This window comes from Brevundimonas sp. (assembly GCF_029945885.1).
GTDB lineage: Bacteria > Pseudomonadota > Alphaproteobacteria > Caulobacterales > Caulobacteraceae > Brevundimonas.
Genome location: NZ_JAQSDK010000028.1, coordinates 61,445 through 80,547 on the forward strand (window position 1 = coordinate 61,445; position 19,103 = coordinate 80,547).

A 19,103-nucleotide genomic window follows, 5' to 3' on the forward strand; every position below is an offset into this window, starting at 1 on the left:
GCCTTGCATGATCATATAAGGATATCCTTATATGATCCGCAGAAGCAGGACCCATGACACTGACCGCCGACCAGACCGTCGATATGCTGCGCGCCGCCGGCGAGCCGACCCGCCTGCGCATCCTGTCGCTGCTGGCCGGCGAGGAGCTGTCGGTGATGGAGCTGTCGGGCATCCTCGACCAGAGCCAGCCGCGCGTGTCCCGCCACCTGAAACTGATGACCGACGCCGGCCTGGTCGAACGCTTCCCGGACGGAGCCAGGGTCTTCTACCGCCTGTCCTCCGATGGCGGAGCCCGGCGACTGGTCGACACCGTCCTGGACCTGCTCGAGGACGAGGCCGGCGAACGTGACCATGCCCGTCTGGGCGACGTCCACCGTGAACGCGAGGCCGACGCCGCCGCCTATTTTGAACGGGTCGCCCCCCAGTGGGACCGACTGCGCTCCCTCTACGTCTCGGAAGGCGCGGTCGAGGCCGCGATCGAAACGGCGGCCGGCCCCGGTCCGTTCGAACGGATCGTCGACCTCGGCACCGGATCGGGCCGGATGCTGACCCTGCTGGGCCGGAAGGCCAAAATGTCCGTCGGGCTGGACCTGAGCCAGAGTATGCTCAACATCGCCCGCAGCAATGTCGCCCGCGCCGGGCTCGACAGGATCGAATTGCGACATGGCGACATCTTCGCTACCCGTCTGCCGAGACACAGCGCCGACCTCGTTCTGGTGCACCAGGTGCTGCACTATCTGGTCGACCCCGCCGCTGCCGTGGTCGAGGCCGCCCGTCTGGTCGCCCCGGGCGGGCGTCTGCTGATCGTCGATTTCGCGCCGCACGAAATGGAAGAGCTGCGCGAGCAGCACCAGCACCGCCGCCTTGGCTTCACGGATGAGGAAATCGGCCACTGGCTGGCCGAGGCCGGACTGGTTTCGGCTCCCCCGGTCGCCCTACCCCCCGACACCGCCGGCCTGACCGTGACCATCTGGTCCGCGGCGCGCCCGGCCGATACCTCACGGAGTCCGGACTAATGGCGACCCTGGCCGAAGCCCGCGCCCTGCTGCTGTCCCCTCTGGGGCCGGTGGCCCGCGCCGGCCAGAACGACAATCCCGTGCGGGTCTCGTTCGAATTCTTCCCGCCCAAGTCCGACGAGGCCGAGGTCACCCTCTGGCAGGCCGTCCGTCGGCTGGAGCCGCTGAACCCGGCCTTCGTCTCGGTCACCTACGGGGCCGGCGGCTCGACCCGCGAGCGAACCCATCGCACCGTCCAGCGCATGATCGCCGAGACCAGCCTGCGCCCCGCCGCCCACCTGACCTGCGTCGAGGCCAGCCGGGCCGAGGTCGATGAGGTGATCGAGAGCTACAAGGCCATCGGCGTCGACCATATCGTCGCCCTGCGTGGCGATCCGCCCGGCGGTCACGAGAGCGCCGGCGGTATCGGCGGGGCCTATCAGCCGCGCGCCGACGGCTATGCCAATGCCACCGAACTGAGCCAGGCCATCAGTGCCGTCGGCGGCTTCGACATCACCGTCGGGGCCTATCCCGAGAAACACCCCGAAAGCCCGTCGATCGACCACGATATCGATGTGCTCAAGGCCAAGATCGACGCCGGGGCGACCCGGGCCGTCAGCCAGTTCTTCTTCGACATCGACGCCTTCCTGCGCTTCCGCGATCGCATCCGCGCCGCCGGAATCACCATTCCCCTGATCCCGGGCATCATGCCCGTATCCAATTTTGCGGCCCTGCAGCGGATGAGCGCCAGCTGCGGCACGGCCGTTCCCGCCTGGCTGGCCACCCATTTCGACGGCCTCGACGACGACCCCGAGACCCGCAAGCTGCTGGCCGCCTCGGTTGCCGCCGAGACCTGCGCCCGGCTGCAGGAAGAGGGCTTTGCCGACTTCCATTTCTACACCCTGAACCGCGCCGACCTCGTCTATGCGATCTGCCGGGTTCTGGGCGTGCGTGAGACTGCCAAATGACCCGTGCCGACCGTATCGCCGCCCTGCATGCCGCCGCCAAGGCGCGCATCCTCGTCCTCGACGGGGCCTGGGGGGTGATGATCCAGCGCCAGGACCTGTCCGAAGAGGATTTCCGCGGCGCGCGTTTCGCGGACCACATCGGCCAGATGAAGGGCAATAACGACATCCTGTGCCTGACCCGGCCCGACATCATCGCCGGCCTGCACGACCAGTATTTCGCCGCCGGTGCCGACATCTCCGAGACCAACACCTTCAGCGCCACCGTCATCGCCCAGGACGACTACAAACTCGGGGCCGACGCCGTCTGGGACATCAATCTTGAGGGGGCGAAACTGGCTCGGGCCGCCGCCGATCGCTGGACAGCGAAGGAACCGCACAAGCCGCGCTTCGCCGCCGGCTCGATCGGCCCGCTGAACAAGATGCTGTCCATGTCGTCGGACGTGAACGACCCCGGTGCCCGGCTGGTGACCTTCGACCAGGTCTATGACGCCTACAAACAGCAGGTCCGGGCCCTGAACGAGGGCGGCGTCGACCTGTATCTGATCGAAACCATCACCGACACGCTGAACTGCAAGGCGGCGATCAAGGCGATCATGGACCTTGAGGACGAGGGCATGGAGGCCCTGCCGATCTGGATTTCGGGCACCATCACCGACCGCTCGGGCCGCACCCTGTCGGGCCAGACGGCCGAGGCCTTCTGGAACAGCGTGCGCCACGCCAAGCCTTTCGCCGTCGGCTTCAACTGTGCCCTCGGGGCCGACCTGATGCGGCCCTTCATCGCCGAACTGAGCCGCGTCGCCGACACCCTGGTCGCCGCCTATCCCAACGCCGGTCTGCCCAACGCCATGGGCCAGTATGACGAGGAACCGCACCAGACCGCCCATTTCATCGAGGAATGGGCGGCCTCGGGGCTGGTCAATATCGTCGGCGGCTGCTGCGGCACCACGCCCGACCACATCCGCCACACGGCCGAGGCGGTGGCGAAACTGCCGACGCGGGTGATCCCGGAACGTCCCGTGGCCATGCGCCTGTCCGGCCTCGAACCTTTTGAATTGGTAGCCTAGTGCGTCCCACCTTCATCAACGTCGGCGAGCGGACCAACGTCACCGGCTCGGCCAAATTCAAGAAGCTGATCATCGACGGCGACTATCCGGCTGCCCTGTCGGTCGCGCGCCAACAGGTCGAGGCCGGGGCCCAGATCATCGACATCAACATGGACGAGGGCCTGCTGGATTCGCAGCAGGCCATGGTCACCTTCCTCAACCTGATCGCGGCCGAGCCGGACATCGCCCGGGTGCCGGTGATGATCGACAGCTCCAAATGGGAGGTGATCGAGGCCGGGCTGAAATGCGTCCAGGGCAAGCCGATCGTCAATTCGATCTCGATGAAGGCGGGCGAGGCCGAGTTCCGGCAGCAGGCGGTCAAATGCCTGCGCTACGGTGCCGCCGTGGTGGTCATGGCCTTTGACGAACAGGGCCAGGCCGACACCGCCGCGCGCAAGATCGAGATCTGCACCCGCGCCTACAACATCCTGGTGGACGAAGTTGGTTTCCCGCCCGAGGACATCATCTTCGATCCCAACATCTTCGCCGTGGCGACGGGGATCGAGGAACACGACAACTATGCCGTCGACTTCATCGAAGCCACGCGGGTCATCAAGGCCACCCTGCCCCATGCCAAGGTGTCCGGCGGGGTGTCGAACGTCTCATTCAGCTTCCGCGGCAATGAGCCGGTGCGCCGGGCGATCCACTCGGTCTTCCTGTACCACGCCATCCAGGCGGGCATGGACATGGGCATCGTCAACGCCGGCGACCTGCCGGTCTATACGGACATCGACCCGATGCTGCGCGAGGCCGTCGAGGACGTGATCCTGAACCGGCCGCAGCGGACCAATGTGTCCAACACCGAACGCCTCGTCGACATCGCCCCCAACTACAAGGGCGACAAGGGGGTGGCCCGGGTCGTCGATCTGAAATGGCGCGAGGGCCCGGTCGGCAAGCGCATCGAACACGCCCTGGTCAACGGCATCACCGACTGGATCGTCGAGGACACCGAAGAGGCCCGACTGTCGGTCGAACGCCCGCTGCACGTGATCGAGGGCCCGCTGATGGACGGGATGAACGTGGTCGGCGACCTGTTCGGCGCAGGGAAAATGTTCCTGCCCCAGGTGGTCAAGTCCGCGCGGGTGATGAAACAGGCGGTCGCCCACCTCGAGCCCTTCATGGAGGCCGAGAAGGCCGGCAAACCCCGCGAACAGGCGGGCCGGATTCTGATGGCCACGGTCAAGGGGGACGTCCATGACATCGGCAAGAACATCGTCGGCGTCGTGCTGCAGTGTAACAATTACGAGGTCATCGACCTGGGCGTCATGGTCCCGGCCGACCGGATCCTGGACGCGGCGATCGAGCACAAGGTCGACATCGTCGGCCTGTCCGGCCTGATCACCCCCTCGCTGGACGAAATGGTCTTCGTGGCCCGGGAGATGGAGCGGCGCGGCTTCACCATTCCGCTGCTGATCGGCGGGGCCACCACCAGCCGCACCCACACGGCGGTCAAGGTGGAGCCGGGTTACAAGGCCGGGTCGACCACCTATGTCGTTGACGCCAGCCGTGCCGTCGGCGTGGTCGCCGGCCTGCTGTCCAAGACCGAACGGGCCAAGAACGAGGCCATTACCCGCGAGGAATACGTCCGCATCCGCGAACAGTATGCCCGGGGGCAGGAGGTCAAGGCCCGCGCCACCCTGGCCGCCGCCCGCGCCAACCGCTTCCGGCCCGATCCGGCCACGCCCCTGCCCGGCGCGCCGTCCTTCCTCGGCGTGCGCGCCTTCGACGCCTGGGACCTGCAGGACCTGGCCGACCACATCGACTGGACCCCCTTCTTCGCCAGCTGGGAGCTGATCGGTCGCTATCCGATGATCCTCGAGGACGAGATCGTCGGCACGGCGGCCCAGGACCTGTTCCGCGATGCCCAGGCGATGCTGAAGCGGATCATCGACGAGAAATGGTTCACGGCGAAGGGCGTGGTCGGCTTCTGGCCCGCCAATGCGGTCGGCGACGACATCGCTGTCTATGCCGACGAGAGCCGGACCGACGAGATCGCCCGCTTCCACACCCTGCGCCAGCAGATCAAGAAGTCGAACGGCAAGCCCAACCTGGCCATGTCGGACTTCGTCGCCGAACAGGGTCAGGACTATATCGGGACCTTCGCCGTCACCGCCGGTCACGGCGAGCTGGAGGTGGCCAAACGGTTCAAGGACGCGGGCGACGACTATTCGTCGATCCTGGCGACCTCACTGGCCGACCGGCTGGCCGAGGCCTTTGCCGAGGCCCTGCATCGCAAGGTCCGCACCGAACTGTGGGGCCATGCGGCCGATGAGGCGCTGAGTGTCGACGACCTGATTGCCGAGAAATATCAGGGTATTCGCCCGGCACCCGGCTATCCGGCCCAGCCCGATCACACCGAGAAGGCCACCCTGTTCCGCCTGCTGCAGGCTGAACAGAACGCCGGCATGGCCCTGACCGAGAGCTTCGCCATGACGCCGCCGGCCTCGGTCTCGGGCCTGTATTTCGGCCATGCCGGCAGCCACTATTTCGGCGTCGGCAAGATCGATCGCGACCAGGTCGAGGACTATGCCCGGCGCAAGGGCTGGGATGTGGCCACCGCCGAACGCTGGCTGGCCCCGATCCTCAACTACGACCCGGCAGGGTGAGGTTCGAAAAACACAGGGTTGTGAACCGAGTTGTGTTTCGCCCTTAGGTTGGCCAACCTACCCTCACCCACCATCACAGGTGGTCGAACCAGGAGGGTCTCATGTTAGTGAAAGCCGCCAAATTGCTCGCTCTGGGCATCGCCATCGCGTCCCCGATGCTTGCCGGTCCCGCAAGCGCCACCGACTTTATGCGAGAACGCGAATACTATTCCGACGCGACCTTCACGGTCCAGGTCGGCTACTGGATCAATACATGCCAGCGGCAGTTCCGCGGCTGGGGCACGGTTACGCCCTACTATATCGAGATCAGCAATGAACGATGCGAAGGCAACTGGCCGCCGGTCGGCTGGAATCCCTGACAGCTTTCGTTCTTTACCTGAGACAGGGGCACAGCAGATGATCTCTGCTGTGCCTCATTCAATTCGACTAACCGATTGTCTGCTGGATTGATCCGATAGCCCCCTCGCCTCAGGCGGCCGGGTCTTCCAGACCCACGTCTTCAGGGGTCGCCGGGGCGGTGGTGACGTTTTCCCGAATCCGGCGCGCGGCATGTTCACACCGGCCCGGCAGGCCGAAGAACAGGCCGAAGGCCTGGCTGCGGACGGCCTCGTCCTGGGCCATCAGCGGGGCCCAGCGCGCCGTGGCCTCGGCGGCGGCCTCACGGGCGGCGGCCCGGGTCGCAGCCGTCTGACGCGGTTCGGCGGTTCTCAGCGCGGCGCGGAAATCGGCCGCCTCCAGCCTGCCAAGCCGAATGATGTCGAGATCCAGCGGATCCCCGTTGGTCAGGCTCTCGCCGATGGCGACATGGCCGCTGACCAGGGCATCGCACCAGGCCACCAGGGGATAGTCGGCCGTCGGCGCGCCCCGCGGCATCGGATTGGCATAGGCCACAGCCTCGCGGTAACGCACCGCATCCGCAGCCTCGGCGGCCGGCGCGGTCATGATCGGTCCGTCCTGGGGCAGGCCGTGAAGGGCAGCGGCGGCGGCGATGACGGCAAGAATACTCATGGATCAACCTTCAAAAACGGCGGCCACCCGGTGGCGGCCCGTCTAAACGCACCAAAGCTCTGATCGGTGCCCATGGCTTTTTCGGGACGTCGAAAACACCCGGCATAGCCACCACACAAGAAAAAGGGCGGCGGGGTTTCCCCCGCCGCCCCCAGTCTTGAGCTCCAGGTCGAGACCTAGAAGCGCATCCGTGCGTTCAGGGAGAACGTACGACCCAGGACACGATAGACCTGCGGGTCGGTGTTACCCTGCGAGAAGATGCCGTTCAGCGTCTGCGGTGCTTTTTCGTCAAGCACGTTGCCGATGAAGGCCGACAGGGCGACGTTATCGGTCACGTTCCAACGAGCGGACATGTCGATGTACGACGCTTCCGGCTGGTAAGGCGTGATCGTGAAGCCGAAGCCCGGATCATCAGCCAGCTCGGGCAGGTAGCTCCAGCGCGTCATGAACGTCCAGTCATCGATATCGTAGAAGGCGGACAGGACGTTCTTGAAGTCGAACGTCGCGCCACCGATACCGGCGCTGGTGGTGCCCACGAACTCGGAACCATTGAAGGTGAACGAGTCGACGAAGCTGGCCAGTTCGTTGATGCGCAGACGACCAACCAGGCCGACGTCAGCCAGATCGATCGAGTATTCCACGGCCAGGTCGACACCGTTGGTGGCGAACTCACCCTGGTTGCCACGCGAGGTGTTCACGTAGTCGATCTGACCATCGTTCGTGTCGCGGACGACGCGGGCGCAGGACGAGGCGACAGCGTTATCGTAGCAATCGTTGATGAAGTACTGGGCACCAAACGACGCGATAACGTCGGTGATTTTGATGTCGTAGTAATCCACCGTTGCGCTCAGACGACCAACCGGCAGGAAGTCAGGCTGGAACACGAACCCGACCGTAAAGGTCTGGGCGGTTTCGGGCTCCAGGTTCGGGTTACCGAACGAGAAGGCCTCAACCTGGGAGTTGGCAGCCGTGAAGCCGGCCCAGGTAGCGGGAGCCAGAGCACCGCCGGTTTGAGCCGAGCAGAAGGCCGCATCAGCGCCAGTGGCACCAACGCAGGGGTCGATGTAGGACGGGAAGCCCTGGTCACCGTTCTGGAACAGTTCGAACACCGACGGAGCACGGGTGGCTTCGTTATAGACGGCGCGGAAACGGAGCGACGGGATCGGAGCGAACTCCAGACCGACCTTGCTGGTCCAGACGCTGCCGATCGAGGAGTAGTCCGAATAACGCAGGCCCAGCTCGAGGCCCAGGTAGCTGGCGTAGGTCATGTCGGCGAGCAGCGGCACCGAGATTTCGGTGTACAGCTCTTGAACGTTGACCGCACCGGCTTGGTCCTGAGTGGCGTTGAAGCCGAAGATGTTGCCGGTACGCTGCTCGTTGTCGACGCGGAACTCAGCGTCGGTTTCACGATATTCGAAGCCGAACACCGAAGCGACCGGGCCCGCGGGAAGCGAGAACAGGTTGCCGCGGGTATAACCGGCGATCCGCGTTTCCTCGACCTGGGTGGTCGAGAAGGTGTTGACGCGCACGAAGTCGGTCATGGCGTCGGTCATGGTGCCGGCACCGAACAGGTCGAGCGCAACGCAACCCGGCAGGGCGTTGACACCGAGCGACAGGCCGCTGGTAGCGTCCTGGCAACCGGCGAGGCCTTGAGCCAGAGCAGTCGCGTTGACCGAGTTGGAACCACGGCTGTCGAACTTGTTCGAGCCGTAGGAAGCGGTCAGGCTCCAATCCCAGGCCGGCGAGAACTCACCTTCCAGGGTCGTCAGCAGGTAGAACGAGTTGTTTTCGTCATACGAGTTACGCGTGCCGACTTCGTTCATACGACGGTTCAGCGTGAACGAACCAAGCGGGTTCGGACGCGAAGCCAGGGCAGCCGCCAGATCCGGGTGGCTGGCGCTGATCAGGGCCTGCATGGCCGGCGTCATCGACACGGTCAGGCCGGTCGCGGGCGTCGGGGCCAGCTGAACTTCCGACGAGCTGTTGACGTAGTTCAGGTGAACCTTGGCCCGCAGGGTGTCGGAGAAGTCGTAGGTGCCGATGGTGGTGAAGTTAACGCGCTCGGCCGGGATGATCAGATAGTTGTCCGGCGCATAGTTGTAGCGCGAGGAACCAGCGGCACGATCCGGAACGCCGCAGGAGTTGCTTGCACCGTTGCGGGGCTCGAGGTTACCGGCTTCGTCGAACGACAGGTTACGCTCGCCGGCACCGTAAGCGATGTTCGCCGTAGCCGGGTTACAGTCGTGGTCGTAGGAGGCGAACTGGCCGGCGGTCAGCGGATTGGCGATCAGCGCGGCGGCGTTGAACGGGTTGGCACCCGAGTTGGCAATCCAGCCCCAGGACGGCGTAGCCGAACCACCGGAGAACAGGACGCCGCCACCGGCAGTGCGGGCGGCCTGGGCTTCAGCAGCCGTGTCGCAGACATAGGCTTCTTCGAAGTCAGGGCGGTCCGAGCAGAGAGCGCCCGAAGTGCGCGAGAAGTCGAACTCGCTCTGGCTGACCGAACCACGGTTATAATAGGCACCGTAGGCCGTCATGTTGCCACGGCCGTTGGCGAAATTACCGCCGAAGATGCCGTTGATTTCGATTTCCGGCGCGTTGCCTTCCCACGAAGAACCGTAGGTCACCGACATTTCGGCACCTTCGTAGTTGTCCTTCAGGATGAAGTTGACCACGCCCGAGATAGCGTCCGAACCGTAAACGGCCGATGCGCCGCCGGTGACGACTTCAACGCGTTGAACCAGCGAGGCCGGGATGGTGTTCAGGTCGACCGTACCCGTGGTCGAGGACCCGGGGATGCGCTCGCCGTTGACCAGCACGAGGTTACGGTTGGCACCGAGGCCACGCAGGTCGATGGTTGCAAACGCTTCACCGCCCGAGTTGTTGGACGTGCGCATGTTGCCCGGAACGACCTGGGGCAGTTCGTTGAGAAGCGACTCGACCGTAAGGGTCTGGGTCAGCTCGAGCTGCTCCTGACCAACGGTGGTGACCGGGCTGATCGCCGTGAAGTCCTGACGGACGATGCGCGAACCGGTGACAACGACTTCGTCAACCTGAGTGGCGGCCGGCTGCGTCTGCGCCATAACGGGCGCGGCGAAGGCGACAAGACCGCCGATGATAGTGGTAGCCAGCAATTGCTGGCGGATGGTGTGGGCTTTCAAAGCTTGTTCCTCCTGGGTTCGACATCGGGACCGGATGGGCCACAGAGCCGAAATGACGGACATGATAGTCAAATCACTGCGGCGAAGAATCCACCTCAGTTATCTTCAAACTATCCGCTTCGCCCCCATTTAGGCCACTCCAATTACACATACGTAACAAACTTGCCCCGGGACTGTCGTATTCCGGCCACGTTCGCCTAGAGGGCGATCACTGGTGAGCATGATCGTGTTCATGCATAAGGAAGGGGCGCATCAGCCTGCGCGTCATAGAGCGTTTCAAGCCATGATCCGATCGCGTTTCACCGCCCTGGCCGCCCTGGCCGCCCTGGCCCTGTCCGCCACGGCTGTAACCGCCGCCCAGCCTGCCCAGACCCCCGGCGGGGCACCGGCCATGGAACGGGCGGATTTGCTGGCCAGACTGGTCGCGTGCCGCTCGACCGGCGACGCAACGGCGCGGCTCGCCTGCTATGATACGGCCGTCGCCGCGGTGGATGCCGCCGAGCGCCAGGGCGACCTCGTGGTGGTCGATCGCAACCAGATCAGCACCGCGCGCCGGGAAAATTTCGGCTTCAGCCTGCCGTCCATGCCGAACCTTTTCGAGCGCGGCAGCGGCCCGGAAGCGGTCGAGGCCATCGAATCAACCCTGGCCAGCGCCACCGAGAACTGGGAAGGCCGCTGGACCTTTACCCTGGCCGACGGCAGCGTCTGGCAGCAGATCGACACCGCCCATGTCAGCTTCCGCAACCGGGGCAATCCGCCGGTGACGGTGCGCAGCGCGGCCCTGGGCAGTTTCCTTCTGGTCGTCGGGGACAGCCGCGCGGTGCGGGTTCGCCGGCAATAGTCACGCCCCCCCCTCGCCGTCCGGCGTCAGTGTCAGGGTGTCAACGCTGGATCATGACCCGGGTCGCATAGGGCACCGGCTCGGGCGTGCACGACGCCATGACCAGCTGCACCGCCATGAGACACAACAGGGCGACAGCGACTGGCTGGAGCCGATTTGAGACAGCCAAAGCGATGGAAACAGCCATTACGCGCACTCCGCAGAAGGTTTACGAAGTCCTAACGCAAGCCCTGGGCCGGGCCCCGGGACGCGCGGCGTGATCCCCTACATCCGTGCGTTTCCGGTCCGCTATGGCGAGGCTGAACCGGTGTCGCCGTTGATCCGGCGGGTGACCGCCCGCAATCCCGGCCCGTTCACCTTCACCGGAACGGGCACCTATATCGTCGGTCGAGACGGCCCGGGCGCGACGGTGGCGGTGATCGATCCCGGTCCCGCCGACGACGCCCATCTGGCCGCCCTGCTGACGGCGCTGGACGGGCAGACGGTCAGCCACATCCTGGTGACCCACACCCATCGCGACCATGCGCCCCTGTCCCGGCCACTGGCCGCGGCGACCGGAGCCATCATCCTGGCCGCCGCCCCCGTCAGCCGTCCGCACGACACCGCGGTGGCGATCGAGGAGGATGACGATGACGACTTCCGCCCGGACCGGATCCTGGCCGACGGCGAGGTCGTCACCGGCGACGGCTGGACCCTGGAGACCCTGGCCACGCCCGGCCATGCCTCGAACCACCTCGCGTTCGTGCTGTGCGAGGAGAACGCCCTGTTCAGCGGCGACCATGTGATGGGCTGGTCGACGACCGTTGTGGCCCCGCCGGATGGCGACATGGTGGCCTATATGAAGAGTCTGGATGCGGTCATCGCCCGAGACTTCGCCACCCTGTGGCCGACCCACGGCGCGCCGGTCACCGATCCGGGCCCCTTCCTGCGCGCCTATCGCGACCACCGACTGGGCCGCGAGGCGCAGATCCTGGCCCGGCTGGCGGCCGGCGACCGCACCGTCGCAGCGATGGTCCCTGTTCTCTATGCATCGGTAGATGAAAGACTATGGCCGGCGGCCAGCCTGTCGGTGCTGGCCCATCTGATCAAATTGGTGGCCGAGGGCCGGGTCGTGGCCGAGCCGCAGGCGACCCTGACCGCCAGCTACCGTCCGGCCTGAAGCCCGTCGACGATCTTGCGGGCCAGCCGGCAGGCGGCATCCCCCTGGGGCCGGCCGTCGCGGGCCGTGACCCGCACATCGGTGCGTCCGGGGCGGATCCGCACCACCGCGTCATGGCGCAGGCCGAACCAGAAGCCTTCGTGCAGCCCCTCGGACTGGAACAGCCCGGCCTTCTGGACGGTGAACCCCGCCTCCTCCAGCGCTGCCGTGGCCGATTCCGAGACGACCTGGCTCGGAATCGGGACCAGGCCCGGACAGGCGGACGGGGCATGCGGCGAGCCGATGGCCGCCCGGAGTCCGGCCGTATCGACACTGAAGCCCGGCGCGTCGGCCGGGTCGGTGGTCGCGTCCAGCGGAGCCGGGGCCGTCAACTGCGCCTGCTGACGGACATACAGACCGACCGTCGCCAGCGAGACCACAAGGCAGGCGACCGCCACCGGACCGAGGCGACGCAGGTCGCGGAAGGCCATCATCAGGGCCAGGACCGCGGCGGCCAGACCGACCAGGGCCAGCCAGCGGCCGACCTGCAGCGTGAGCAGCTCGCGACCGACGTCGACCGACCACAGGCCGGACCGCGTGCCCATCACCGCGATGAAGACCAGCAGCGGAGCCGCCAGCACGGTCAGGACCAGCCAGCCCATGCCGATACCGCGGCCCTTGCCCGGCTTGCCTGACTGGGTCATCGCGGCTCCCCCTCCGGAAATCAGTCTGCGGCGGGCAGACGATAGTCCTTCATCTGCTCGCGCAGCAGCTTCTTGTCGATCTTGCCGGTGGCCCCCAGCGGAATATCCTCGACGAAGACGACATCATCCGGCGTCCACCATTTGGCGATCTTGCCGGTCAGGAAGTCCAGATGCTCCTGCCTGTCCTCGGTCTGGCCCGGCTTGAGCTTGATCAACAGCACCGGGCGCTCGTCCCATTTGGGATGGGCCGCGCCGATCACGGCGGCCAGTTCGACCTTGGGATGGCCGACGGCGATGTTCTCGATCTCGATGGAGCTGATCCACTCGCCGCCGGACTTGATCACGTCCTTGGCGCGGTCGGTGATCTGCATGAAGCCCTGTTCGTCGATGGTCGAGACGTCCCCGGTGTCGAAGAAGCCCTCATCATCGAGAATGCTGCCGCCCTCGTCCTTGAAATAGGCCCCGGCGATGGTCGGTCCCTTGATCATCAGCCGACCATAGCTGTGGCCGTCGTGCGTGATCTCCTTGCCTTCGTAATCCTTGAGCTTGAGCTCGACGCCCAGCGGCGGCGTGCCCTGTTTGACGCGCCACTTCATCTGCTCGTCGTACGGCAGGGCCGCCAATTCCGGCGGCAGGTTGGACAGGGTGCCGATCGGTGAGGTCTCGGTCATGCCCCAGCCCTGCAGCACCTCGATGCCGAACTCGTCGTGGAAAGCCCGGATCAGGCTCTCGGGCACGGCCGAGCCGCCGATCAGCACCCGCTTGACCGTCGGGATCTTGAGATTGTTATCGCGCAGGTGGGTCAGCAAGCCCTGCCAGACCGTGGGCACGGCCGCCGAAAAGGTGACGCCCTCGGTCTCGATCAGCTCATAGATGGAGGCCCCGTCCATCTGGGCCCCGGGCAGGACCAGCTTGGAGCCCGCCCCCGGACCGCCAAAGGCGATACCCCAGGCATTGGCGTGGAACATCGGCACCACCGGCAGGATCACCTCGCTGGGGCTGGCCCCAAGCACCGTGGCCTGCAGGCCCAGCAGCGTATGGATGAAGTTCGACCGGTGCGAATACAGCACCCCCTTGGGATTGCCGGTCGTGCCCGAGGTGTAGCAGAGGCCGCAGGCGGTCTGTTCGTCGAACTGGCCCCAGGCCGCGTCCTCGGTCGCCTCGGACAGGACCTGCTCATAGCATTCGGCCGCAGGCAGCTTGGTCGCCGGCATCGTCCATTCGTCGGTCATGACGATGACCTTCTCGACGCAGGGACAGTGGGGCAGGATCGCCTCGAGCAGGGGCACGAAGGTCAGGTCGACGAAGATCATCCGGTCTTCGGCGTGGTTGATGATGTAGATCAGCTGTTCCGGGAACAGGCGCGGGTTCAGGGTGTGGCACACCGCGCCGATGCCCATGATGCCGTACCAGGCCTCCATGTGCCGGCCGGTGTTCCAGGCCAGGGTGGCGATACGATCGCCGGGCTTTACGCCCCAGGCCAGCAGGGCGTTCGAGACCCGCTTGGCGCGGCCGTGCATCTCGCCGTAGGTGGTACGCACGATCGGCCCCTCGACCGATCGGGTCACCACCTCGCGATGGCCATGCCAATTCTTCGCATGATCGATGATCTTGTCGACCGTCAGCGGCCAGTCCTGCATCAATCCAAGCATCGCGATTCCTCGTCTGTGCCTGCTCAACGAGACACTTGAGCCCACGCTACCGAGGTGATCGGCGATAAGCAACGTGACCTAGCGTCACCTGGAGGCCGTTCGGGATGGCCTTAACCCACGCCCGCTCCTAGAAGGGCCGGGCTTGAACGCCGGAGGCACCCCATGAGTATTCTGATCGCCATTACCGGGGGCTCGGGCTCGGGCAAGAGCACCCTGGCCGAGGCGCTGGTGTCCGCCCTGCCGGACGGTGTGGCCGTGCTGTTGCGCGAGGATTCCTATTACCGTGACGCCGCCAGCCTGCCCGATTTTGACGCCGCGACCTTCGATTTCGACGACGTGGCCGCACGGGATCACGATCTGATGATCGCCGACCTCGTCGCACTCAAGGCCGGCCGCGACATCGTCGCGCCCCTCTATTCCTTCATTCATCACGGTCGCGATCCGGGCGGCGAGCCCGTACGCGCCGCCGATGTCGTCGTGGTTGAGGGCACCCATGTCCTGTGCACCCCCGCCCTGTCGACCCTGTTCGATATCCGGGTGTTCGTCGACACGCCCGCCGACATCCGCTTCATCCGCCGTCTGCTGCGCGACCAGGTCGAGCGCGGCCGCACAGCGGACTCGGTGATCGCCCAGTACCTGGCCACGGTCCGTCCCGGTCACGAACGGCTGACCGAACCGTCCCGCGTCAACGCCGATTTCGTGGTCGCGGACGCCACCGCAGCCGTGCGGCTGGAGGAACCCCAGGCCGTCGTGCGGCTGGCCGCCCCGGTCCTGGCCCACCCGCTGCTGGCAGCATGGCAGGCGCACAGGGGGAGTATTACTACGGACTAGGATCGGGTTGCCCCGCTGAAGTCGAAGCTTCAGTGTGGTGGCAACCAGAAGACGTTGTGTGCTCATGAATGGCTCTGCTGTTTCGACCCCGCCATCCTCAGACCCGCGCCGCGACGCCATTCTCCGTCACGCCCGCAGTCATTTCATGAGCGTCGGCTATGCCGCGACCCGGATCGAACCGATCGCCCGCGAGGCCAATGTCTCGACCGCGACCCTCTATACCTACTTCGCCGGCAAGGCCGACCTGTTCGATGCCGTGATCGATGACGCCGCAACCGACTTCATTGCCCATATGCAGGGTGTAAAATCGGTCTCCGGCTCGGCCCGCGAGCAACTTGTGCTCTTCGCAGAAACCTATGGCACCTTCATGGGCGACCCTTTCGTCCGCTCGGTCTTCCGGCTGGTCATGGCGGAACGGCCGCGCTTCAAGGGGGTCGCCATGCGGTTCTACGAAGTCGGCCGGCAGAATTTCGGAGCCGTTTTGATCGACGCGCTGCAGGCGCTGTGCCGGAGCGGGCAGCTGAAGATCGAGCATCCGTCCTGGGCCGCAAGCCAGCTGCTGGGCATGGTCGAGCATCCGGTCTTCTTCGTGTCCCTGGTCACCGGCGACGAGGTGAAGACCCGACGGTCCGTGCCGGAAATCGCCGCCGATGCCGTGGAGACTTTCCTGGCCCGCTACGGCGTCCCCGGCGTATCACGGCCAGAGCCGGGTCCGGGTCCAGCCGGAGCCGTCGCGCTCAAACCGTAGCCGGTCATGCAGGCGGAACGGCCGATCCCGCCAGAACTCCAGACTTTCAGGTACCAGCCGCCAGCCGGTCCAGCGGGCCGGACGCGGGACATCGTCGCCGTCGAACCGCGCCGTCTCCCGGGCCACAGCCGCCTCCAGCTCGGCCCGGTCCACCAGCGGCCGTGACTGGTCCGAGGCCCAGGCCCCGATGCGGCTCTCGCGGGCCCGGCTGGCGAAATAGGCATCGGCCTCGGCCGGACTGACCGGTTCGACCGTGCCCCGCACCCGCACCTGCCGACGCAAGGTTTTCCAGTGAAACAGCAGAGAGGCGGCCGGCCGGGCCGCCAGCTGCTCGCCCTTGGCGCTCTCGCTGTTGGAATAGAAGGTGAAGCCGCGCGCATCGACGTCCTTCAACAGCACCATACGACAGTCCGGCAGGTCGTCAGCGTCCACGGTCGCCAGGGCCATGGCGTTGGCGTCGTTCGGCTCGGTGCCCCGCGCGTCGGTCAGCCAGTCGGTGAACAGGCCGGTCGGGTCGTCGCGGGTGAAGATCGACTCATCGCCATTGGCGGCCAGGGCGGCGGCATAGTCGGCCGCATACTCTTCACGGGTGGGGCTGGACGGGATCACAGGTGCGGTCATGGGCTGACATAGCGCCGTTGGACCGCACGGCGAAAGGGTGCGCGACCCCGGGTCGCGGTTAACCGCCCGTTGACCCTGTTCAGGGCCTTTGTCAGGGATGCGTGCCCGTTCCGACACCGAGGTGACCTCGATCCGCGAGGCCTATGCCCTGCTGGGGCTGCACGGCCCGGTGGACGGTGCCGCCCTGACCGGTGCCTTCCGCCAGGCGGTCAAGGCGGCGCGCCCCGATCTGCCGGGCGGGGACGCCGACCGGTTTCGTCGCATCATCGCCGCCTGGAGGCTGATCCAGCAGACCGGTCCCGGACATCTCGCCCTCGCCGCCCCGGCCTCGCGGCCCGCAGCCCGGCCGGTCATCCGACTGACCCCGATCCAGGCCGTGAACGGCGGCAGCGTCGCCGTGGCTATCGGCAGCCGCGCCCTGCGCGTTCGCGTCCCGCCCGGCCTGCGCAGCGGCGAACATCTGCGTCTGCGCCGCGCCACGGCAGACGGTGGCGATATCTATCTGGCGGTGCTGATCCGGCCGACGGACGGCCTGTCGGCCATGGGCGACGACCTGTTCATGACCTGGCCGGTGTCACCGCGCGTGCTCGAGGACGGGGGGCGGGTCGAGATCGACACCCATGCCGGAACCCGCCAGGCCTGGGTTGTCGCCGACATGCAGGCCCCCGTCCGGCTGCGCCTGCGTGACCTCGGCCTGCCGGCGCGCGGGTCCCGCGCCGCGGGCCATCTGTTCGTGACACTGATGCCGTGCGCGGACGCCCCGTCGTCGGCCGAAGACTTGCTGGCCCGGTTCACCCGCGTCTGGACGGCGGACCGTCTGGCGGCCTAAGCCGGAGCCACCATGTCCCACAACACCTTCGGCCATCTGTTTCGCGTGACCACCTGGGGCGAGAGCCACGGGCCGGCGATCGGCTGCGTCGTCGACGGCTGCCCGCCGCTGATCCCCCTTACCGAGGCCGATCTGCAGCCCTGGCTGGACCGGCGCAAGCCCGGCGGAAGCCGGTTCGTCACCCAGCGCCGCGAGAGCGACACCGCCCGCATCCTGTCGGGCGTGTTCGATGACGGGAACGGCCCGGTCACCACCGGCACCCCGATCGCCATCCACATCGACAATGAGGACGCCCGTTCCAAGGACTATGGCGAGATCGCCCGCGCCTACCGCCCCGGCCATGCCGACCTGACCTATCAGACCAAATACGGCGTCCGCGACCACCGCGGTGGCGGACGCTCCTCGGCCCGCGAGACGGCGATGCGCGTCGCCGCCGGGGCCGTGGCCCGCAAGGTTCTGGGCCCGCACATCCAGATCCGCGCCGGGGTGGTCCAGCTGGGACCGCATCGCATCGCGCCGGAGGCTGTCGATTTCGACGCAGTCTATGACAACCCCCTGTTCGCCGCCTCGGCCGGGGTCGTGCCCGCCTGGGAGGCCTACCTCGACGGCATCCGCAAGGCGGGCTCGTCGATCGGGGCGGTGGTGGCGCTGGAGGTCACCGGCCTGCCCGCCGGTTGGGGCGCGCCGGTCTATGGCAAGCTGGACGCCGAACTGGCCGCAGCCCTGATGTCGATCAATGCGGTCAAGGGCGTCGAGTTCGGCGCGGGCTTCGAGTCGGCCGAACTGACCGGCGAACAGAACGCCGACGAGATGCGTCTGGGACCGGACGGCGAGCCCGTCTTCCTGTCCAACCATGCCGGCGGCGTGCTGGGCGGCATCTCGACCGGCCAGCCGCTGACGGCGCGGGTGGCGTTCAAGCCGACCTCATCGATCCTGACCCCGCGCCAGACCATCACCCGCGACGGCACCGAGACCGACCTGCGCACCAAGGGCCGTCACGACCCCTGCGTCGCCCTGCGCGGCGTCCCGGTGGTCGAGGCCATGGCCGCCTGCGTGCTGGCCGATGCGATGCTGCGGCACCGGGCGCAGGTGGGGTGAGCCCCTTTCAGCCACTGACACTGTTACCTATATAGGCTCCGAACCGCGCCGCACGATACGCGCCCCAATCGGGAGACCACAGCATGATCGACGTCCGCCCCTTCGCCAGCCTTGGCGGTGCCAACCACGGCTGGCTGAACGCCAAACACCATTTCTCCTTCGCCAACTACTTCGATCCCAACCGCATGGGCTGGGGCCGTCTGCGCGTCTGGAACGACGACGAGATCGCCGCCCGGTCCGGCTTTCCGCCCCACCCGCACGCCGACATGGAAATCATCACCTATGTCCGCACCGGGGCCATCACCCATGAGGATTCCATGGGCAACAAGGGCCGCACCGGGGCCGGCGACGTCCAGGTGATGAGCGCAGGCACCGGGGTGCGCCACTCGGAGGTCAACCTGGAGGACGAAACCACCACCCTGTTCCAGATCTGGATCGAGGCCGACAGGCGCGGCGCGACACCCTCCTGGGGCGCACAGACCTTTCCCAAAAGCGACCGCAGCGGCAAATTCTCGGTGCTGGCGTCCGGCGATCCGGATGACGGAGCCCTGACCATCAATGCCGACGCCCGGGTGCTGGGTGCGACCCTGGGCGCGGGCGAGACCCTGCGCTACAGCCTGCCGGCCGGTCGCCGCGCCTATCTGGTCCCGGCCGTGGGTTCGGTCGCGGTCAATGGCACGACCCTGAACGCCCGCGACGGTGCCGCCATCGTGGATGAGGCCGAGATCGTCATCACCGCCGGCAGCGACGCCGAACTGGTCATGGTCGACAGTCTGTAGGCTGCGGGTCAGGCTCTGTTC

Annotated in this window: 18 protein-coding genes; 12 read left to right on the forward strand and 6 right to left on the reverse strand. The window is 66.5% G+C overall.

Annotation, left to right across the window (positions count from 1 at the left end; all coding sequences use genetic code 11):
* Positions 1-53: 53 nt before the first annotated feature.
* The 5 genes from PSV00_RS10980 to PSV00_RS11000 all read left to right on the forward strand — a co-directional run bounded on the left by PSV00_RS10980 (position 54) and on the right by PSV00_RS11000 (position 6,031).
* Positions 54-1,016, forward strand: coding sequence for a metalloregulator ArsR/SmtB family transcription factor (locus PSV00_RS10980; RefSeq protein ID WP_300447068.1), 963 nt, complete (start codon positions 54-56; stop codon positions 1,014-1,016).
* Positions 1,016-1,963, forward strand: a complete 948-nt coding sequence (metF, locus tag PSV00_RS10985; protein WP_300447070.1) for a methylenetetrahydrofolate reductase [NAD(P)H] — start codon at positions 1,016-1,018, stop codon at positions 1,961-1,963. The genes PSV00_RS10980 and metF overlap by 1 nt, the downstream gene beginning before the upstream one ends.
* Positions 1,960-3,027, forward strand: coding sequence for a homocysteine S-methyltransferase family protein (locus tag PSV00_RS10990; RefSeq protein ID WP_300447072.1), 1,068 nt, complete (start codon positions 1,960-1,962; stop codon positions 3,025-3,027). The genes metF and PSV00_RS10990 overlap by 4 nt, the downstream gene beginning before the upstream one ends.
* Positions 3,015-5,672, forward strand: a complete 2,658-nt coding sequence (metH, locus tag PSV00_RS10995; protein WP_300447320.1) for a methionine synthase — start codon at positions 3,015-3,017, stop codon at positions 5,670-5,672. Before PSV00_RS10990 ends, metH begins: the two co-directional genes overlap by 13 nt.
* 101 nt (positions 5,673-5,773) lie before the next feature.
* Positions 5,774-6,031, forward strand: a complete 258-nt coding sequence (locus PSV00_RS11000; protein ID WP_300447075.1) for a DUF6289 family protein — start codon at positions 5,774-5,776, stop codon at positions 6,029-6,031.
* A gap of 109 nt (positions 6,032-6,140) precedes the next feature.
* Here PSV00_RS11000 and PSV00_RS11005 read toward each other — a convergent pair whose 3' ends face one another.
* Both PSV00_RS11005 and PSV00_RS11010 read right to left on the reverse strand, forming a co-directional pair.
* Complete coding sequence (locus tag PSV00_RS11005; RefSeq protein WP_300447077.1) at positions 6,141-6,680, reverse strand: hypothetical protein; 540 nt, start codon at positions 6,678-6,680, stop codon at positions 6,141-6,143.
* 176 nt (positions 6,681-6,856) lie between these two features.
* Positions 6,857-9,841 (reverse strand): TonB-dependent siderophore receptor, encoded by a 2,985-nt coding sequence (locus PSV00_RS11010; RefSeq protein WP_300447079.1) that lies wholly within the window; start codon positions 9,839-9,841, stop codon positions 6,857-6,859.
* Positions 9,842-10,124: 283 nt separating this feature from the next.
* On the opposite strand from PSV00_RS11010, the gene PSV00_RS11015 reads away from it, so the two are divergent.
* Complete coding sequence (locus tag PSV00_RS11015) at positions 10,125-10,682, forward strand: hypothetical protein (RefSeq protein ID WP_300447081.1); 558 nt, start codon at positions 10,125-10,127, stop codon at positions 10,680-10,682.
* A gap of 40 nt (positions 10,683-10,722) precedes the next feature.
* Here the strand turns inward: PSV00_RS11015 and PSV00_RS11020 are convergent, their stop codons facing one another.
* The gene (locus PSV00_RS11020) at positions 10,723-10,869 is read right to left on the reverse strand and encodes a hypothetical protein (RefSeq protein WP_300447083.1); all 147 of its coding nucleotides are present in this window, start codon (positions 10,867-10,869) and stop codon (positions 10,723-10,725) included.
* Between the two features lie 69 nt (positions 10,870-10,938).
* Between PSV00_RS11020 and PSV00_RS11025 the strand changes: the two genes are divergently transcribed.
* Entirely contained in the window at positions 10,939-11,841 is a 903-nt protein-coding gene (locus PSV00_RS11025) for an MBL fold metallo-hydrolase (RefSeq protein WP_300447085.1), read from the forward strand.
* Here PSV00_RS11025 and PSV00_RS11030 read toward each other — a convergent pair.
* Both PSV00_RS11030 and PSV00_RS11035 read right to left on the reverse strand, forming a co-directional pair.
* On the reverse strand, positions 11,826-12,524 hold the full coding sequence (locus PSV00_RS11030) for a DUF1499 domain-containing protein (protein WP_300447087.1): 699 nt from the start codon (positions 12,522-12,524) through the stop codon (positions 11,826-11,828). The genes PSV00_RS11025 and PSV00_RS11030 overlap by 16 nt on opposite strands.
* A gap of 20 nt (positions 12,525-12,544) precedes the next feature.
* Positions 12,545-14,176, reverse strand: coding sequence for a long-chain-fatty-acid--CoA ligase (locus tag PSV00_RS11035; RefSeq protein WP_300447089.1), 1,632 nt, complete (start codon positions 14,174-14,176; stop codon positions 12,545-12,547).
* A gap of 162 nt (positions 14,177-14,338) precedes the next feature.
* Between PSV00_RS11035 and udk the strand changes: the two genes are divergently transcribed.
* Positions 14,339-15,007 (forward strand): uridine kinase, encoded by a 669-nt coding sequence (gene udk, locus PSV00_RS11040; protein WP_300447091.1) that lies wholly within the window; start codon positions 14,339-14,341, stop codon positions 15,005-15,007.
* Between the two features lie 64 nt (positions 15,008-15,071).
* The gene (locus PSV00_RS11045) at positions 15,072-15,755 is read left to right on the forward strand and encodes a TetR/AcrR family transcriptional regulator (protein WP_300447093.1); all 684 of its coding nucleotides are present in this window, start codon (positions 15,072-15,074) and stop codon (positions 15,753-15,755) included.
* Here the strand turns inward: PSV00_RS11045 and pdxH are convergent.
* A complete protein-coding gene (gene pdxH / locus PSV00_RS11050) occupies positions 15,702-16,376 on the reverse strand; it encodes a pyridoxamine 5'-phosphate oxidase (RefSeq protein WP_300447095.1) in 675 nt (224 codons plus the stop codon). The two genes, PSV00_RS11045 and pdxH, sit on opposite strands and share 54 nt — an antisense overlap.
* A 97-nt stretch (positions 16,377-16,473) precedes the next feature.
* Between pdxH and PSV00_RS11055 the strand changes: the two genes are divergently transcribed.
* From PSV00_RS11055 to PSV00_RS11065, 3 genes are all read left to right on the forward strand, one after another.
* Positions 16,474-17,205, forward strand: coding sequence for a DnaJ C-terminal domain-containing protein (locus PSV00_RS11055; protein ID WP_300447097.1), 732 nt, complete (start codon positions 16,474-16,476; stop codon positions 17,203-17,205).
* 12 nt (positions 17,206-17,217) lie between these two features.
* Positions 17,218-18,303 (forward strand): chorismate synthase, encoded by a 1,086-nt coding sequence (gene aroC / locus PSV00_RS11060; RefSeq protein WP_300447098.1) that lies wholly within the window; start codon positions 17,218-17,220, stop codon positions 18,301-18,303.
* An 83-nt stretch (positions 18,304-18,386) separates the two neighbouring features.
* The gene (locus PSV00_RS11065) at positions 18,387-19,082 is read left to right on the forward strand and encodes a pirin family protein (RefSeq protein WP_300447099.1); all 696 of its coding nucleotides are present in this window, start codon (positions 18,387-18,389) and stop codon (positions 19,080-19,082) included.
* The last annotated feature ends 21 nt before the right edge of the window (positions 19,083-19,103 follow it).

What these genes read in the sequence shown, in the direction of transcription:
- PSV00_RS10980 (WP_300447068.1), top strand. Translation starts at nt 54, where the DNA reads ATGACACTGACCGCCGACCAGACCGTCGATATGCTGCGCGCCGCCGGC.
- metF (WP_300447070.1), top strand. Translation starts at nt 1,016, where the DNA reads ATGGCGACCCTGGCCGAAGCCCGCGCCCTGCTGCTGTCCCCTCTGGGG.
- PSV00_RS10990 (WP_300447072.1), top strand. Translation starts at nt 1,960, where the DNA reads ATGACCCGTGCCGACCGTATCGCCGCCCTGCATGCCGCCGCCAAGGCG.
- PSV00_RS11000 (WP_300447075.1), top strand. Translation starts at nt 5,774, where the DNA reads ATGTTAGTGAAAGCCGCCAAATTGCTCGCTCTGGGCATCGCCATCGCG.
- PSV00_RS11005 (WP_300447077.1), bottom strand. Translation starts at nt 6,680, where the DNA reads ATGAGTATTCTTGCCGTCATCGCCGCCGCCGCTGCCCTTCACGGCCTG.
- PSV00_RS11015 (WP_300447081.1), top strand. Translation starts at nt 10,125, where the DNA reads ATGATCCGATCGCGTTTCACCGCCCTGGCCGCCCTGGCCGCCCTGGCC.
- PSV00_RS11020 (WP_300447083.1), bottom strand. Translation starts at nt 10,869, where the DNA reads ATGGCTGTTTCCATCGCTTTGGCTGTCTCAAATCGGCTCCAGCCAGTC.
- PSV00_RS11030 (WP_300447087.1), bottom strand. Translation starts at nt 12,524, where the DNA reads ATGACCCAGTCAGGCAAGCCGGGCAAGGGCCGCGGTATCGGCATGGGC.
- PSV00_RS11035 (WP_300447089.1), bottom strand. Translation starts at nt 14,176, where the DNA reads ATGCTTGGATTGATGCAGGACTGGCCGCTGACGGTCGACAAGATCATC.
- udk (WP_300447091.1), top strand. Translation starts at nt 14,339, where the DNA reads ATGAGTATTCTGATCGCCATTACCGGGGGCTCGGGCTCGGGCAAGAGC.
- PSV00_RS11045 (WP_300447093.1), top strand. Translation starts at nt 15,072, where the DNA reads ATGAATGGCTCTGCTGTTTCGACCCCGCCATCCTCAGACCCGCGCCGC.
- pdxH (WP_300447095.1), bottom strand. Translation starts at nt 16,376, where the DNA reads ATGACCGCACCTGTGATCCCGTCCAGCCCCACCCGTGAAGAGTATGCG.
- PSV00_RS11055 (WP_300447097.1), top strand. Translation starts at nt 16,474, where the DNA reads ATGCGTGCCCGTTCCGACACCGAGGTGACCTCGATCCGCGAGGCCTAT.
- aroC (WP_300447098.1), top strand. Translation starts at nt 17,218, where the DNA reads ATGTCCCACAACACCTTCGGCCATCTGTTTCGCGTGACCACCTGGGGC.
- PSV00_RS11065 (WP_300447099.1), top strand. Translation starts at nt 18,387, where the DNA reads ATGATCGACGTCCGCCCCTTCGCCAGCCTTGGCGGTGCCAACCACGGC.